This window comes from Actinopolymorpha rutila (genome assembly GCF_013407855.1).
GTDB lineage: Bacteria > Actinomycetota > Actinomycetes > Propionibacteriales > Actinopolymorphaceae > Actinopolymorpha > Actinopolymorpha rutila.
Window position 1 is genome coordinate 5684040 of sequence record NZ_JACBZH010000001.1, and the last position, 15400, is coordinate 5699439.

13 protein-coding genes and 1 pseudogene are annotated in these 15400 nt (G+C 65.7%); 10 read left to right on the top strand and 4 right to left on the bottom strand.

From position 1 onward, the window contains the following. Window positions 1–343: 343 nt before the first annotated feature. The gene (locus tag F4554_RS34145; RefSeq protein ID WP_420360735.1) at window positions 344–742 is read right to left on the bottom strand and encodes an MBL fold metallo-hydrolase; all 399 of its coding nucleotides are present in this window, start codon (window positions 740–742) and stop codon (window positions 344–346) included. Beyond that, the gene (locus F4554_RS25365; RefSeq protein WP_238341400.1) at window positions 743–1066 is read right to left on the bottom strand and encodes a mycothiol transferase; all 324 of its coding nucleotides are present in this window, start codon (window positions 1064–1066) and stop codon (window positions 743–745) included. A 16-nt stretch (window positions 1067–1082) separates the two neighbouring features. Here F4554_RS25365 and F4554_RS32635 point away from each other — a divergent pair, with 16 nt between their 5' ends. Continuing rightward, window positions 1083–1241, top strand: a complete 159-nt coding sequence (locus F4554_RS32635; protein WP_238341401.1) for a hypothetical protein — start codon at window positions 1083–1085, stop codon at window positions 1239–1241. A 116-nt stretch (window positions 1242–1357) separates the two neighbouring features. On the opposite strand, the gene F4554_RS25370 is transcribed toward F4554_RS32635, so the two are convergent. Next, a complete protein-coding gene (locus F4554_RS25370; RefSeq protein ID WP_179789905.1) occupies window positions 1358–3160 on the bottom strand; it encodes a GAF domain-containing protein in 1803 nt (600 codons plus the stop codon). Window positions 3161–3380: 220 nt separating this feature from the next. Here F4554_RS25370 and F4554_RS25375 point away from each other — a divergent pair, with 220 nt between their 5' ends. The 8 genes and pseudogenes from F4554_RS25375 (at window position 3381) to F4554_RS25400 (ending at window position 8515) form a co-directional block, all read left to right on the top strand. Continuing rightward, the gene (locus F4554_RS25375; RefSeq protein WP_344291878.1) at window positions 3381–4061 is read left to right on the top strand and encodes a helix-turn-helix domain-containing protein; all 681 of its coding nucleotides are present in this window, start codon (window positions 3381–3383) and stop codon (window positions 4059–4061) included. 98 nt (window positions 4062–4159) lie between these two features. Beyond that, window positions 4160–4447: a hypothetical protein gene (locus tag F4554_RS25380; RefSeq protein ID WP_179789906.1), complete on the top strand. Its 288-nt coding sequence runs from the start codon at window positions 4160–4162 to the stop codon at window positions 4445–4447. A 632-nt stretch (window positions 4448–5079) separates the two neighbouring features. Continuing rightward, a complete protein-coding gene (locus tag F4554_RS25385; RefSeq protein ID WP_179789907.1) occupies window positions 5080–6156 on the top strand; it encodes a hypothetical protein in 1077 nt (358 codons plus the stop codon). 3 nt (window positions 6157–6159) lie between these two features. Continuing rightward, entirely contained in the window at window positions 6160–6939 is a 780-nt protein-coding gene (locus F4554_RS25390) for an SDR family oxidoreductase (protein ID WP_179789908.1), read from the top strand. 21 nt (window positions 6940–6960) lie between these two features. Continuing rightward, on the top strand, window positions 6961–7083 hold the full coding sequence (locus F4554_RS33255) for a hypothetical protein (RefSeq protein WP_272955910.1): 123 nt from the start codon (window positions 6961–6963) through the stop codon (window positions 7081–7083). Window positions 7084–7122: 39 nt separating this feature from the next. Next, window positions 7123–7272, top strand: a pseudogene (locus F4554_RS32640) (transposase); the annotation flags it as partial. An 86-nt stretch (window positions 7273–7358) separates the two neighbouring features. Next, window positions 7359–7664 (top strand): transposase, encoded by a 306-nt coding sequence (locus F4554_RS32645; protein WP_337796194.1) that lies wholly within the window; start codon window positions 7359–7361, stop codon window positions 7662–7664. Then, window positions 7664–8515, top strand: coding sequence for an IS3 family transposase (locus tag F4554_RS25400; RefSeq protein WP_179789910.1), 852 nt, complete (start codon window positions 7664–7666; stop codon window positions 8513–8515). The genes F4554_RS32645 and F4554_RS25400 overlap by 1 nt, the downstream gene beginning before the upstream one ends. A 345-nt stretch (window positions 8516–8860) precedes the next feature. Here F4554_RS25400 and F4554_RS25405 read toward each other — a convergent pair whose 3' ends face one another. Beyond that, window positions 8861–10504, bottom strand: a complete 1644-nt coding sequence (locus F4554_RS25405; protein WP_337796195.1) for a DUF4855 domain-containing protein — start codon at window positions 10502–10504, stop codon at window positions 8861–8863. 980 nt (window positions 10505–11484) lie between these two features. Between F4554_RS25405 and F4554_RS25410 the strand changes: the two genes are divergently transcribed. Next, on the top strand, window positions 11485–14574 hold the full coding sequence (locus F4554_RS25410; protein ID WP_179789912.1) for a glycosyl hydrolase family 28-related protein: 3090 nt from the start codon (window positions 11485–11487) through the stop codon (window positions 14572–14574). Window positions 14575–15400 lie beyond the last annotated feature (826 nt).

Consider the following 15400-nt stretch of genomic DNA (forward strand, 5'->3'; position numbering starts at 1 on the left):
GGAGAGCCTGTGGTCGGCAATCTGAGGGTGGTGGGGCCGAGTCACCTGACGACACTCAGACGCGTTTCCGCGCACTGACCCGGGCCCATTGGTCGATCATCAGCACGTCGGCTCGCGACACGGCGCGGGCTGCTGATGGCCCGGATTACCAGGACCATGGGTTCGAGGCGTTCCGCATCTCAGGCGATCTTGCCAATCGCGCTCCCTCGATCAGCCGAGTCGGGGGGAACAACCTCCACATGAGTCGCCTCGGCTAGTAGCACGTCGACGTCGCGGGCGAGTGCGACCACCTCCGGATCTGGCCCGGTGTCACCGGTGTAGGCGAGCGTCGTCCCCGCCGCGGTCAGCCGTTCTCCCGCGTTGGGCAGCCAGTGCGGTAGCCCCCTGGTCGACACTCGATGGCCCGATGCGGAACTCCTCGCCGGCCTGAAACCCGTGCAGCACCAGCGCGTCGGCCAACATCCCCCCGGCAAGTCCAGCGCGAGCACGGCATCAAGGACACCGGGCAACGTGTGGACGGGCAGGGCCGGCGGCGGGTCTCACGGAGCGCCCGCGCCCGCAGCAGCTGGTTCAGATCGGCGCAGTGGTCGGGGTGGCCGTGACTGACATAGACCGCATCCACCTGGTCGGCGCTGACCGACTCGAGCAACTGGAGGAGGCTACCGCAACCAGGGTTGTTGACTGTCGGAGTGTCAGAACTGAATCGCACGATGCGGCTGGAACGCTTTGCCGGGCAACGCATTCATGAGGCGGCACATCCGGCGCACGTTCGCAGGGCCTTGGCCATCAACACGGGTGAGCCGTTCATCGGCACCTCATCGAAGTATTCGAGCCGCGGTGCCAATCGGACAGTGCGGCCGTCAAGAGGCGGGTCCGCGAAGGTCTCGTCGGCGAAGCTCCACGCCCGCCGATACAGGTTGATGATGCTGCGGCACGTTTCATGCTCAGTCGCGTACAAGTCGGCCTGTGAGTCGGTGTCATATTCCCGCTCCGAGATCCGCTCGTGGAGGGTCGGCCATTCACGGGCGAAGATGTCTCCGAAGTAGCCGATCTCGACGTTGGCCAAGTGCCCGACGATGCCGATGAAGTCCGTGCCCGTAGGCGTCCGGCATCGGGAGATCACGTTCGCCGACCCTGTCGAGCTTCCAGTCGCTGCAAGCCTGCGCGCCGCCATCACCTCCGGCGACATCGCCGTCGGAGACCAACTTCTGTTGCGATGGGTGGGCCTGCACCGGCGGTGAGCGCTGCGTCCACCGCCGGCGGCATCGACGTCGCACGGCCGACGTTGCGAGCGTGTCGGCCTTGGGTGCGCATGCGGTCGCGGCATACGGATCACGACACTGTTCCACGAAGGGGTTCACCGTTCGTCTGACCCGTCGCGTGCGAGGTGTTCGATCGTCTGGCGGACTTGCTCGGTCGTCTCGTCGAGGTCGCTGATCGCTTGCTGAACGCGATGGCGAATAGGCGGCTCGGTGCTCACGGCGGAGGCACTTTGCAGTCGGAGGCCCACCGCGAACAGGCGTTGTAGCACAGCGTCATGGAGGTTGTGAGCGATCTGCACGTGATCCTCGAGCAGATGCAGCTGCTCCCGGTTGTCTTGAGCCCGCACGCGTTGGAGGGCGAGGGCGGCCAGGTCGGCGAATGTCTGCACCTCCTGTACCTCGTCCGTGGCCATCCGCTCGTCGGGCGAATCGCGCCGCCAGCCGGCGAACAACACTCCCAGGACGTCATCCTCATCGGCCACGATGAGCGGTACGGCCATGCCGAGGCCGATCGTCGAGAGGGCTTCCCGCCACTCCGCGGGAGGGTGGTGGCCCTCCTGATGGGGATAATCGTCACTGACGATCCGTCGGCCGGTCCGCATCACGCGTGCGACGAGGCCGCTTCGCGGGATCCAGGTATCGGCGGACACGGGCGGAATGCCGGGTCCTTGAAAGCCCACGACCCGCAGGACGGTCGAGTCGGTGGGGTCTACGAGCATGATCCCGCCGAAGTCGGCGCCGGACACCTTGCGGAGCTGGTGGATCACCAGGTCCATCGCCTCGTCGCGGTCGACCTGGTCGATCAGCAGGCGGGCCATCTGCCCGCTCGCGTCCATCCATCGTTGCTTGCGGATCCGGAGCTGCTGGGCCTCGTAGCGCTGGAGCACGAGCGCGGCCGCTTGCGCGAACGGGATCGCCAACGACGCCATGCGGGTGGCGTGGCGGGCTTTTGGCGAGTCGCGCCGCCACGAGATGAACATCGCGCCCAGCGACTCACTCAGAGTGGCCAGCGGGATGATGAGCCCCGGGCCGAGGACCGACAGCGTCTCTACCCATTCGGCGGGTGGGGTGAACTGGACGGTCTTGGTGACGTCTTCGCTGACGATCGGCTGTCCGGAGTCCATGACTTCGGAGCAAAACCGGGCACGGGGTAGGTGCGTCCCGGACATCAGGTGCGCGCCAAGCCCAGAGGCAGCTTCGACAATCACTTGCCCCTCCTCGGCCCGATCGGCCAGAACAGTCACACTGGTGTCGGCACCAGCGGCCTCCCTCAGCAGGTCGGCAATGCTCTGGAGGCCTTCCTTTCGCCCGACGTCACCGTGCAACAGGCGAATCAGCTCCGTAATGGCGTCGATCCATCGGAGCCGGCCGGGCCGGTCGGTGACGTGGCGGAGAGTGTCTACGACAAGTCCGTCAGTGGCCGCGAGGGTGACGATGGTGCGTACATCATCGGGCGAGAAATCCTTGTCCTTGTGTTCGAGTGCCAGGTACAGGTATCCGGGTGGGCCCTCCCGCGGGTGAACAGGGGACCCGGCCAGGCTGGTCACGTCCGGGTGGGCCGACGGGATGCTGTAATCGGCGCGACGTGAGTGCATGTCGTTCAGCACCAGCGGCTGTGGCGCCGCCAGGAGGGCCGCGAAGAACGCGTCCATCCCGGGCAGGTCCGCCGGCACGCTCAACTGGTGCTCAGTAATCCTCGCATTGATGGCATTGGTGACATGTCTATCGGAATCCGCCAACAGCACCACGCCGTAAGCAGCATCGGTAAGCTGGCAGGCGGAAATGAGGATTCCCCTGAGTACCGGGACGACCTCACATTCCGGCCCGTCAAGTCGATCTTGCGCGGACAGGCGAGTCTCCTTCTGGCCACGCGCCGTGGCGCCGTCCCAGATAGACATTGTTTAACCCTAGTGCGTCCGGAGCACGGGTTGGGGTGAGAGGTGCGTCGTCTCTGGTGATCTTGCGATGTTACAAGCCTGCAGTTTGTCGGATGCGGCGTTTGAGGTGCTTCTTGACCTGTAGTGGTATAGGGGTCGGCCATCTAGTGCCCTGACCGCAAACGTTGGTGGTGTTTGGGACACGCCGGTTGTGGTGGTGATTGCAGGGCACGCTCAGGCGATGGCAGATCCAGTTCGAGTACGGCAGTTGAGTGACCAAGAGGGTCAGCGGCTTCAGCGGATCGTGCGTCGCGGCACGGGTTCGGCGGTTCGGCTGCGGCGGGCGATGGTGGTGCCGGCCTCGGCGGGCGGGAACAGTGTCCCGGTGATCGCGCGGTTGGTCCATGCTGATGAGGACTCGGTGCGGCAGGTGATCCATCGATTCAACGAGATGGGGATGGCCAGTCTGGACCCTCGGTGGGCGGGTGGCCGTCCCCGGATCACCCCTGACGATGAGGCGTTCATCGTCGCGACGGCCTACACCCGCCCGACCAAGCTCGGGCGTCCGTTCACCTGCTGGAGTCTTCGCAAGCTGGCCGAATTCCTGGCGGCCAACCCGGCCCGCATCGTGCAGGTCGGGCGGGAACGACTACGCCAGTTACTGCACAAGCATCAGATCAGCTTCCAGCACACCAAGACGTGGAAGGAGTCCACCGATCCCGACCGCGAGGCCAAACTGGCACGCATCGAAGACGTGATCGAGCAGTTCCGGACCGGGTGTTCGCGTTCGACGAGTTCGGCCCACTGGCGATCCGCCCACACCATGGCACCGGCTGGGTACCCAAGACCAAGCCGGCGCGGTTGCCGGCGAACCACCACAAGCTCCATGGCGTCAGGCACTTCCACGGCTGCTACTCGGTAGGCGAAGACCGATTGTGGGGCGTCGTCCGGCACCGAAAGTCATCAACGTGACGGACGCGGGGAGATGTCGGATGCCGGTTCGCGGCCCAGGGCGCGGTCGTGCAGGCAGCTGCCCTGCTTGTCGCCCTGCGGGTGCAGCGCGACGCGGCGCTGGAGGGCGACGGCGCCGCCGCTGCCGAAGCCGACCGGCGGCTCGCGGAGGCGCAGGCGCAGCTCGCACTGCTGGCCGAGACGCTCAAGGCAGCCCAGACGGTGCGCACGGGGGCCGGCAAGGTGGTGTCGGGCCTCGAGGCCGTGCACGAGGCGCTCGTCCGCAGCCTGCTGCAGGCGCGCGCGGCGCTGGCGGCCGGCGCCGCCGCCGACGGTGAGGCCGGCGCCGCCGCCTGACTGGTCAGCGCACGGCAGGGGCCCCTCCCGGCCGGGAGGGGCCCTGTGGCGTCCTCCGGGACAGCAGGAGGACACCTCGCCTCTATGTCAGGTCGCTGCCATCGCCTCGACGCGCTGCCTCACGATCATGCGACGGTGACGGACGCTCCGCCGGAGTCTCGGTGCAGGGGCCGCCAAATCGCCGACGCGCCGTCGCCGCCCCTCAGACGTCGCCGTCGGGTTCGCCGTCCGCGGCCTGCTCATCACCGGCCCGCGTCAGGGCACCGACACCATCCAGGACGCACGCTGCTCCCAATGCGGCACCCCGCGCCGAGCCTCGATGCGCAAGCTCAACCGAGAGGTGGTGCCCTGCTTCGTGTACGACGGCGCCGCCGACCTTTCCCTGCCCGCACCGGGTCTACCTGTTCCGCTTCCCGGCGTGGGGCCTCTACAAGGTCGGCATCACCAACAACGGCAACGAACATGCCTGCAGACCCACCGCGACCGCGGCCGAACCCGTCGTCGAGGTCGCCACCGTGCCGCACCGAGCGGCCGCGCTATGGGCAGGGGCCGAGGTGCTGAGTCTGGTCACGGCGTGGCCCGCCACGGGGCTGCCCGCCAGTAACGCCTCGACGGCTGGACCGAGATGTGGGATGCAGCCGCACCGGTCGCCGTGCGTCTGGCCGACCTCGTCGAGCACGCACAGGGCATCGAGATGGACCCGGCGCTGGTGCTGGACTGGAAGGCGAACCGGGTGCCGACCTCGGCAGCCACGCCTGGCAGCCGGCTGGTCCGACGGCCCGGTGACCGGTTCTGTTTCACCGGCGTCGGCGCCGGGGGTAGATGCCGCGAAACAGGCGCATAGGATCTACGGTGATCCGGTGACGTCCTCACGACAGCTCTACTCCTTCGATAAGCTGCGCGGCGCTGACCTGGTGCTCGATGCAGAGTACGCGGGCGGAACAGCTGGGCACACTGGCGACGATCCGATCCAGCGGCTCTTACCCGTGGGCAATCAAGGTGGCTTCCGCTTTGCCAGATCTTCCAAGCGGGAGGGCGTAAAACTTGCAGTCCTCTACACATCAGGCCGGAGCCCGGATTGGCCCGACATCCTCGACGAAAAGACGGGCGGCTGCGGTCGTGTCGATTCACCGCCACGGCAGAGCTACCCAGGTGCGCGCCGATCGAATCTCCGCGCTACCCCGTACGGGCCTCGCTCTAGGTCTCGTGCGCAGCTCGGCGCCCGGGAGCGGCGTATCAGCTTGGGAATTGCACGAATCGACCCCTTGTGGCTGTGTCACCGCGTGAGCAAGTGGCCTGGAGTGACCCTGCTGAACCTCCTCGATGAGCGTCAGTGGGGAACTTCGGTGAGCGCAATCACACGCGGACCTCAGATCCAAACCTCCATGCGGACCTTCTGCCGGTGTCCACTGCGTCTGTCAACCGGCGGCGCAAAGGTCAGAACGTCCGCCCGAGTCCAGGTCCGTCCAGGCCCTGTGTTAGCAACGGCGTTAGCAAAGGGCGACGCATTGCGAGTCTGTTCGCGTACGCGGGGGCACGTCTTCTCCCGCCGCGCCCGAGCGCGAAGTTGTGCATGGAGAGCCACAGTCATCCTGGACTTTGCGGCCCATTCGGGGCACGCGGTCGGCACGCCAGCCTCCTCTAAGGTCAAGCCAGATAGAGTGGCAGGATTGCCTGACCTGGCAGGATTCCCAGGGAATGGAACGTGACCAATGCCCAACAGCGAATCTGTCGTAGGCCGGCGCGCGCTGGTCAGTGGCGGCACCAAGGGCATCGGCGCCGCGATCGCGAGCCGCCTCCGTCTGGGCGGGGCGACCGTGCTTGTCACCGCCCGCAGCCGCCCGGATGACGTAAGGGCGGACACGTTCATCGCCGCAGACCTGACCACTGTCGAAGGCGCCGCGCAGGTCGTCGCCGAGGTGGATGCCCGCCTGGGCGGCATCGACATTCTGGTCAACACCCTCGGCGGATCTCAGGCACCCGCCGGCGGCTTCGCGGTGCTCAGCGAGGACGACTGGGCCCTGGAACTGAATACCAACCTGATGGCCGCCGTCCGCCTGGACCGGGGCCTACTCCCTGGCATGATCCAGGCCGGCAAGGGCGTGATCGTGCACGTTACGTCCATCCAGCGCCGCATGCCGCTATGGAACGGCACGCTCGCCTATGCAGCCGCCAAGGCTGCACTGACCACCTATAGCAAGGGGCTGGCGAACGAGGTTGCTCCGCACGGAGTTCGTGTCACGGCCGTTTCGCCCGGCTTCACCCACACCACAGCCGCCGACCGGCTGATCGCCCGCATCGCGCATGACGCAAGCATCAGCCACGAGGCAGCGCTCGGCCGGCTCATGGACTCCTTGGGCGGCATCCCGCTCGGCCGGCCCAACCGGCCGGAGGAGGTGGCCGAGCTGGTCGCCTTCCTGGTCTCTGACCGGGCCTCCACAATCGTCGGCGCCGAGTACGTCATCGACGGCGGCACTACACCGACCATCTGACCAGTCCCCAGGAGGACATCCGTGCCCGACAATCAGCCCCAGAGGGTCGCAGTGGACGCACTGCCCGAGATCATCACCCGCTACCTCGATGCGCACCGCGCCCGCGACACCGGCACCGCGATTACTACTGGGGTGTACCACTGATCTTGGACAGGGACTCCTGATTGGAGAGGATGTAGTCCCATGTCTGAGAAGCGCCGGAAGTTCAGTCCGCAGTTCAAGGCTGAGGCGGTGCAGATGGTGATCGAGACCGGGAAGCCGATCGCTGAGGTGGCCCGTGATCTTGGGATCCATGACGGCACGCTGGGCAACTGGGTGAACGCCTGGCGCCGTGACAACCCCGAACCTGAGAGTGGTGTGTCCCGGGTTCTGTGGAGTCGAAATTGCTGGATTCTGGTGCCTGACACCAGGAGGCCAGAGTGGGAAGACGGGGTTACCCGCCGCAGTTTCGTCGTAAGGTCCTCGACCTGCTCGAGGAAGGTCGTAGCGTCGCCCAGGTCGCGCACGACCTCGACATCAGCGAGCAGTCGATCTACGCCTGGCGACACCAAGACCGCATCGACAAGGGCCTCGTCGCTGGCCTGACGAGCAAGGAGAAGGAAGAGCTGGCCGCGGCGAAGAAACGGATCGCCGACCTGGAGACCGAGCTGGCCGTCGCACGGCGGGCCGTTGAACTGCTGCGGGAGGAAGCAACCCCAAAAGGAAGTTCTCGGCGGTCGAGGTGATGGCTGCCGAGAAGCTCCCTGTCCAGGTCGCCTGCCGGGTCCTAGCCGTGTCGGAGTCCGGATACTACGCACGACTCAGCCGCGCCCCGGCCGAGCGTGCCGTGCGGCACGCGTGGCTGACCGACCTGATCAGACAGGTCCACACCGACTCCCGCGGCATCTACGGCGGCCGGAGGGTCCACGCCGAACTCACCCTCGGCCACGGTGTCGCGGTCGGCCACTGCCAGGTCGAGTTGTTGATGCAGCGTGCCGGCCTGCACGGGGTGACAGGACGCCCGAAGTGGAAGCGCATGAAGCCCGACAACATCTCCACCGACAGCGTCAACCGCGACTTCAGCCGGTCCCTGCCGAACCAGCTGTGGGTCACCGACATCACCGAACACCCAACCCGGGAGGGCAAGGTCTACTGCTGTGTGGTGCTGGACACCTACTCCCGGCGGGTAGTGGGCTGGGCCATCGACGCATCCCCCAACGCCGCACTGGTCACCAACGCCCTCGGGATGGCGATCGACACCCGACATGGGAACACCACAACGGCCGGGACCGTGATCCACTCCGACCAGGGCACCCAGTTCGGATCATGGGCCTTCACCGACCGCGCCAAGAACTCCGGCCTGGTGCCCTCGATGGGCAGCGTGGGCGACTGTTACGACAACGCGATGATCGAGTCGTTCTGGTCGCGAGTGCAGGTCGAACTACTGGACCGCAAGAAGTGGAAGACCCGGATCGAGCTCGCCAACGCGATGTTCGACTACCTCGAGATCTGGCACAACCGCCAACGCCGGCACAGCGCCCTCGGCATGCTCACACCGATAGAGTTCGAACGCACACGCATCATCCCAGTCGCATGAGAGTCCAGATTCTCGACTCCATCGAACCCAGGGCAGGGCAGAGCCTCCGCCGAACCCGGGGCGCATCACGCGTGCTCGTCGACGACCTTCATGCCGGGCCGGCAAGCTTCCCGCAACTCGCAGGCAGCGAAAATGGCGACTACCTCTTCACCCTCACAGGACGTGATCTCCTTCGAGTAGACCTCCGCCCTTGAGGTAGATGGCCCGGCCGTCCGATGAGCTGCGTCCGGCAAGGCCGGCGAAGCGCCGGGTGAACGGTGGGATCGTCCACGCGACGCTCCGCTGCCCAGAGGCTGGACTACACTCCCAAACTCTGTGACCGGCGAAGTCGACAGTGACCTCGCATCAGCCGGTCGACTGTGGCCGATAGGTGCCGCGAACGAACTCGTGAAGCCAGTCGTAAAGGACCCTCTGGCGCGGGTCGCTACTGTTCGCCGCCTGAAGAACCGCATCGTTGCCCTGGTAGTAAGCAAGGAACGCGCTCTTCATGTAACCGTACTTGACTCCACCGTTCAGGTAGGTGATGTAGCGGTCGCGGAACACGTCGTCCGTAAGCATCCGCTCGTCGAACTCGACCTCGACGCCCATCCCGTAGCGCTTGGCGATGGCGGACGCGTCCTCGATACGCTCGGCGCTCATGTCCTCGAAGAAGTAGTTCGGCTGGAATGCTGCTGCGTCGATGCCCACGTCGGACCACATGTAACTCTTGTAGGCAAGGAAGTGGGGGATCCAGAAGAGCTTGTGACCGTTGTCGTGCGCGGCCGCGCTCACCCGACGCAGTGTCTCGGGCCCGGAAGCGCTCACGCTGATCTGCTCGGAGAGCCAGTACAACCCAGACAACTTCAGGTGTGTGTAGCCGGCGTTCGCCCAGCGCGTCTCGACGGTGTCTATCCACCAACGGACGATCTTCTCGCGGTTGGCCACAGCCTGTTCGCGACCGACAGAAGACTCGTTGACATCCTCGGTCACGCCGTCGCCGTCGACATCACCGAAGTCGGTCAGGGACTCACCAGGGTCTGGGATCATCAGAACAACCTTGGTGCGCAGTCCGGGCTTGCCCAGATCGTTGGCGACCTGCCCGGCGGCTTCGTTCAGCTGCTCCAGATCGCCTTGTGCAGCGAATGTCTTGTTGAGGTACCACATCCAGTCCGAGAGCGTCGTGCTCCCGGAGCCGAAGTCTCGGCCCTCTGGGGTTCGCAGGCCGAGATAGAGAACTCCGTCGAAGAGTTGCTCGACCGGTCTCCCGGCGGTGTCGACGTACTCCAAGTACGGGATGATCCGATCCTTGGTCCAGTTCCCCTTGCCGCTCTCGTAGTGCCCGTTGTACAGCAGGGCAAGGTCACTGATACCCGCCGTCGATGTGCCCGGCGTGAGGTAGGCCGTATGGTCGGGCCGAGGTGTCGCAGCTTGCTTGGTTCTTCCGTCGAAGCCGAGAACCTCAACCTCGTCCAGCAGCTGCGATGCGCGGGTGTGCACGGAGAACATCACCTTGACGTACCGCGCGTACGCCATCGTGCCTTCGTCGTTGCGGTCGGGGAACCCGTCGACGACACCATCCCAGAAGTACGTCTCGTCCCGAGGCGGCCCGTCACCCCACAGCAACTGGGTGGACTTGTGCGCCAGCAGTGCCCATGACTTGCTGTCCTGCGAGACATACATCGAAACCGTCAGTGGTACGAGGATCGAGGAGGCCGGCCAGTCTTGCAGGAAGTGGGCGTCGATGCGCGACACGGACTTCCTGCTGCCGAGGTCGATCACCACTTCGCGGGTCTCACCCTTCGTGTGACCTACCCAGGCCGGGTCATTGCGGTCCAGCGATCCGTAGTGGCCGTCGGTAAGTTCCCTGCCGTCGTCTGGATATGCGGCGTCCGGTGCCTGCGACCAGCTGTATCCGAGACCGGCGGCGAGGTTTCTTGGCCGTGGCTCCTGATCCGTGGCGGCCAAAGCGGAGGCCTGAGTGCCGACCGCGAGTGCGGCGATCGCGACCACGGCCAAGAGTCCGCGCGCTACAGGGAGGTGCCGACGCCGCCAGGGACTGATGCGATTGGGTTCATGCATGTCCACCTCTTGTTGTCCGAGGGCCGATGATTGGTACATACCAATGTGCGCAGATCGTAGTGATCACCACGGCGGTGCGCAACGGTGAAAGCGAGGTAACACCATCCAGGGCAGAGGAATCCTGGGTGCACGGACCGTACTGCGGGCTTGGACGTAGAAGGTGGCGCGACCGGTCTGTCCTGAAGTGGTTCGAGCCAATCGCGTCGCCCAGGCTGAGCGCCCCCCGGCTTCAAGCCGCGGGAACGCATGCCGTCAGTGAACGAGGCCAGGAGTTCACGCTCGCGGATGGACGGCTCGGCGACGTAGGTCCCACGGGATGTGAGCCCGCCGCATCCGCACACCACGCAGAACCCGCGCAACGAACGTCTGCGCAGGTCAGCGAGCCTTGGGCTCACCGGCTACGCAACCGCAGAACGTCGCGATAGCCGCCGCACAATTGCCGGGAGCCCCCACAGGACTCGGTCTCCACGCGATCCAAGACAGCGCACCCACGGCAAGTGTCGGGACTTCTCCGCCAGTTCTGCGGCCTCGCCGTCTTGAACCGCCCGCGCCGTCCGAACCTGGGCAGACAGTCGCCGGGCCAGCCTCCCCGTGGCCGCTCCGCTCAGGTCGGGGCACGTGAACCGAGCGTCAGATGTTCTACGGCCTCGTGCCGCCGTTCAACCTGATCCCGATGCAGGATTTCATCGCGCACTGGAACGACTTCTTCACCGGGGCCCTTCTTCCTCATGGACAACTCGAAGTGGCCACTTCAGGTCGTCGTGCGCTCCTCCATCATCGACCAGAGCATGCTCGGCATGAGCGGCATGAACTCCCCCACCCAGGACCTGCCGAGGTAATTCGTCAAGGGCATCATTCTCGGCGCCGTCAAGGGTTGACGCCGACAGCTCCCGTCAATTGGAGGTCGCACCGTGGTGAGATCAGAGCGGCTGTACGGCGGATTACTCGCGTTGGGCCTCGCGTTCTCCGGCCTGGTCGCGGTAGTGGCTACGCCGACTCCGGCCTCGGCACTCGACCGCAGGGTCGCCACTGTCGACTCCTGCGACTCGCTGGCTGGCTGGACGTCCTCCGGAGCCAATACCCTGGCACTGGACACAGCCGACAAGAAGGAGGGTGCGGCCAGTATCGCCTCGACCGGTCCCGGACCCGACTTCTTCACCCGCCCGTTCGGTGCGCCGATCGACACGAAGACCAACCGGGCGACGGGGATCCTGGCATTCTCGCTGTACGTCTCGGACGCGTCGAAGCTCGGCGACCGTCCAGGTCAGGTGGAGCTCACCAGCTCGGGCCACCCGGACGAGGACGAGATGGACTGGGACATGGCGCCCGTGCGTGCCAACCTCCACAACGGCTGGAACGACATACGTCTCCCCTTCGCCTCGTCGGGAACTGTCGGAAGTCCAGACCTGTCAGCGATCACGTTCTTCAGGATGTTCCAGTTCCTCGACGACCCACAGACATTGAAGATCGACGACATCCGCATCGAAGAGAAGGTCGACATCCCCGCGAATCCTCGGGTCGTACACACGACGCTGGGCTCCGCCGACGTGCCCATCGCGAGCTACGACGTCACCGAATGGGGCGCGAAGCCGGACGACGACGGCGACGACACCGCCACGATCCAGGCTGCCCTGGACGCGGCCGGTGAGGACGGCGGCGGTGTCGTCTTCGCACCCGCGGGGCGCTACGACATCAAGGGAAACCTGGTCATCCCAGCCTCTGTGACACTGCGCGGCGACTGGGCGAGTCCAGACGCGGGCGGACTCGGCAAGGGCACGATCCTGGCAGCGTACGCGGGACGTGGCGACGCGTCCGGCACACCGTTCATCACCACCCACGACGCCGCCACCGTGCGCGGTCTGACGATCTGGTATCCCGAACAGGACGATGCAGCAGCCGTGCAGCCGTACCCGTGGACCATCCAGTCCGATCCGCACGACGGCTACTACGGCCCGAACCTGTTCGACCTGACCTTCGTCAATTCCTACCGTGGTGTGAAGATCGCTCAGAACAACGGGCACTTCGTCCGGAACGTGTACGGCACGTTCCTCGACGACGGATTCTCACTCGACGCGGTGTACGACATCGGCCGGTTGCAGTCGGTGCATCTGGGCCCGGCGTACTGGTCCGGGTGGCCTGCGACGGCTCCCAGGACAGTTCCGTCCGAGGCCGACGTTCGCTCCTATCTTCGTTCCCACGCGACTGGCGTGACGATCTTCAAGTCCGACTGGGAGTACCTGTACGCCCTGAGCATGGACGACTACGAGGTCGGGATGCGGCTGGCTGAAACGCCATTCGGCTCGTCCAACGGACAGGCCTGGGGCATACACACGGCTCACGGCAAAGTGGGACTGCAGGTCGACTCAGTGAATGAGATCGGCTTCGTCTTCAGTCACAGCAGCTTCGAGACATCCGGGCCGGAGTCCGTGTCGGTCTTCGCGACGCAGAACATCGCCGCGAATCCCCTCAACGGCCTGATGTTCAACGACGTGACCCTTGGGGCTCCAGACGGTACGCCGGTCCAGTTGTCGGGCACCGCACTCCTGAGCTTCGCCCATGCCACGTTCACAGACTGGTCGACCGACTCAGCGGCGATCCGCGCCGACTCCGGATCGGTCTCGGTGACGGCAAGCCGCTTCCTCGCCGACAAGCCGGACGCCTGCCTCGGTGCCGGCGTGAGCTCGGCCGTGTTCGCCGCTAACACATTCGCCGGCGCACCCGACATCACCAACCTGAGTAAGGGCGATGTCAAGATCGACAACACAACATGGAGGCCCACCGACTTCCCGGCGGCGCCGACAGCCGATCCCGGACCGGAGCCGGTCGGGACGCAGCATCCGGACAGTGACGCGTTGCACTCCGTCAGCGACTACGGTGCACAGGGCAACGGCATCGACGACGACACATCAGCTTTCGCGCAGGCTCTGAACGCCGCGTCGGCAGCAGGCGGCGGAACCGTCTATGTGCCGGCTGGACGATACCGCCTTACCGGCCACATCAAGATTCCACGCGATGTGGAGCTTCGAGGTGTCGCCGACGGGCCGCACCACTACGGCATCTCGCCACGCGGCAGTGTGCTTGTCGCGACCGAGAACGAGGGAAAGCCGTCAGGGACAGCGTTCATCACCTTGAGCCGGCACGCTGGTGTCCGCGGACTCAGCGTCTACTACCCGTACCAGCGGTACGACAAGCCGATCGCCTATCCCGCGACCATCGCAACCGGCGGTGTCGATGCGTACGCCGTCGACGTCACCCTCCCCGACTCCTACACGGGGATCAGTGTCACCAAAGATGGCTTCTCGAGCGAGTACCTGCGCGGGCTCGGCTTGAAGACCTTCGTCTCCGTGGTCGGTGCCGACGGCGTACGGATCGACAATGCCATGAACTCTGTCGGCGACTGGCAGGACGGCGCCCGCGAGGCGAATGCTCCGCCCGCCAACTGGTGGCTCGATCATCCCTCCAGTGTGTCGAGCGGATTCGAGCTGACCAACTCCGATGACGCCGTACTCTTCAACGACTTCGGCTTTGGAGTGGCCTACGGCCTGGTGATCGGCGGAAGTTCGTCGAACATCCGCGTGCACGGGCACGGCGTCGACAACAGCGAGCGCGCCATCCAGCTCACGGGAACTGGATATGGCATCGACTTCACCAACACGCAGCTCGTCGCGATCGGAGGCGGCGGAAAGCGATACCTCGACGTCGCCGGGTCGTTCTCCGGAAAGGCGCGCTTCTTCAACTCCCTCGCCTGGGCATGCACCACAGGGTCCGACATCGCCGGCAGCGGGAGCGTCGTCCTACAGCAGTGGAAGTCTCGGAACAGCGGTGTCCAGCACCTCGGTGGAACACTGTGGATGGACAGTTCCTTCGGCCACACGACACCCCAGCTCGCCATCGGTCCAGACGTACGGCGAGCCACCGCGTACGCCAATGTCGGCAACGGAGGATTCGTGATCGACGCCCAGAGTCAGCAGTACGACGCGCGACTCAACATCGCACGTTAGCTAGCGCGGTCGGGGCGGTGCTGAGGTCAACGCGAGGTCGAGAGGACGAGGCGCACCTGCCTAGTTGTCCGGACGCCGCTGTCCGAGACGCCGCTTGTCCGAGACGGCTCGCAATCCCGTCGTCGCGCTCGTCGGCGAGAACGCCGCCGGCAAGACCACTGCGCCCGGCGTCAAAGCCGCGGGAACGCATGTCGTCAGTGAACGAGATCAGACGCTCACGCTTGCGGATGGAAGGCTCGGCGACGTAGGTCCCACGAGACGTGAACCCGCCGCAGTATCCGCACAATACGCAGAACCCCCCGCAACGGGCGCCTGCGCAGGTCAGCGAGCCTTGGGCTCACCGGGCGACGCAACCGCAGAACGTCGCGACAACCGCCGCGCAATTGCCGAAGCCCCCTCCAGGGCTCGGCCCCCACGCGATCCAAGACCGCTCACACACGGCAATTGTGCGGGACTTCTGCGCCAGTCCTGCGGTCACCGTCTTGAACCCTCGCGCCGTCTGGCCTGGGCAGACACTCGCCGGGCCGGCATCTCCGTCCTCGGTGCCGGTGAGCCCACCGGGAAGCTGATGAGCCGGGCGGATCCGGTTCATGAGGAGGTCGGACACCGAGCTGCTCGGCACCCTCGGCGACCCCCTGTCGTAGGCGGTCCGCACCCCCGAGACCGCCATCCCCGCGGCGCTCGCCAGGTCGATCAGCCGGTACGGACGGGGATGAACGAACTCTCGCCCGTACGCCAGCACAGGCGAAGGGGCTGTTCGGCCTCCAGAACCCTATGGCCAGTCGCGGCCTGCTCGGCCAACAGCAGATCCTGCCGGGAGCTCTCC

Excerpts from the sequence above, each read along its gene's own strand:
- F4554_RS25370 (WP_179789905.1), bottom strand. The coding sequence starts at position 3,160 with ATGTCTATCTGGGACGGCGCCACGGCGCGTGGCCAGAAGGAGACTCGC.
- F4554_RS25390 (WP_179789908.1), top strand. The coding sequence starts at position 6,160 with ATGCCCAACAGCGAATCTGTCGTAGGCCGGCGCGCGCTGGTCAGTGGC.
- F4554_RS34145 (WP_420360735.1), bottom strand. The coding sequence starts at position 742 with ATGCGTTGCCCGGCAAAGCGTTCCAGCCGCATCGTGCGATTCAGTTCT.
- F4554_RS25400 (WP_179789910.1), top strand. The coding sequence starts at position 7,664 with ATGGCTGCCGAGAAGCTCCCTGTCCAGGTCGCCTGCCGGGTCCTAGCC.
- F4554_RS25375 (WP_344291878.1), top strand. The coding sequence starts at position 3,381 with ATGGCAGATCCAGTTCGAGTACGGCAGTTGAGTGACCAAGAGGGTCAG.
- F4554_RS25385 (WP_179789907.1), top strand. The coding sequence starts at position 5,080 with ATGCAGCCGCACCGGTCGCCGTGCGTCTGGCCGACCTCGTCGAGCACG.
- F4554_RS32635 (WP_238341401.1), top strand. The coding sequence starts at position 1,083 with ATGAAGTCCGTGCCCGTAGGCGTCCGGCATCGGGAGATCACGTTCGCC.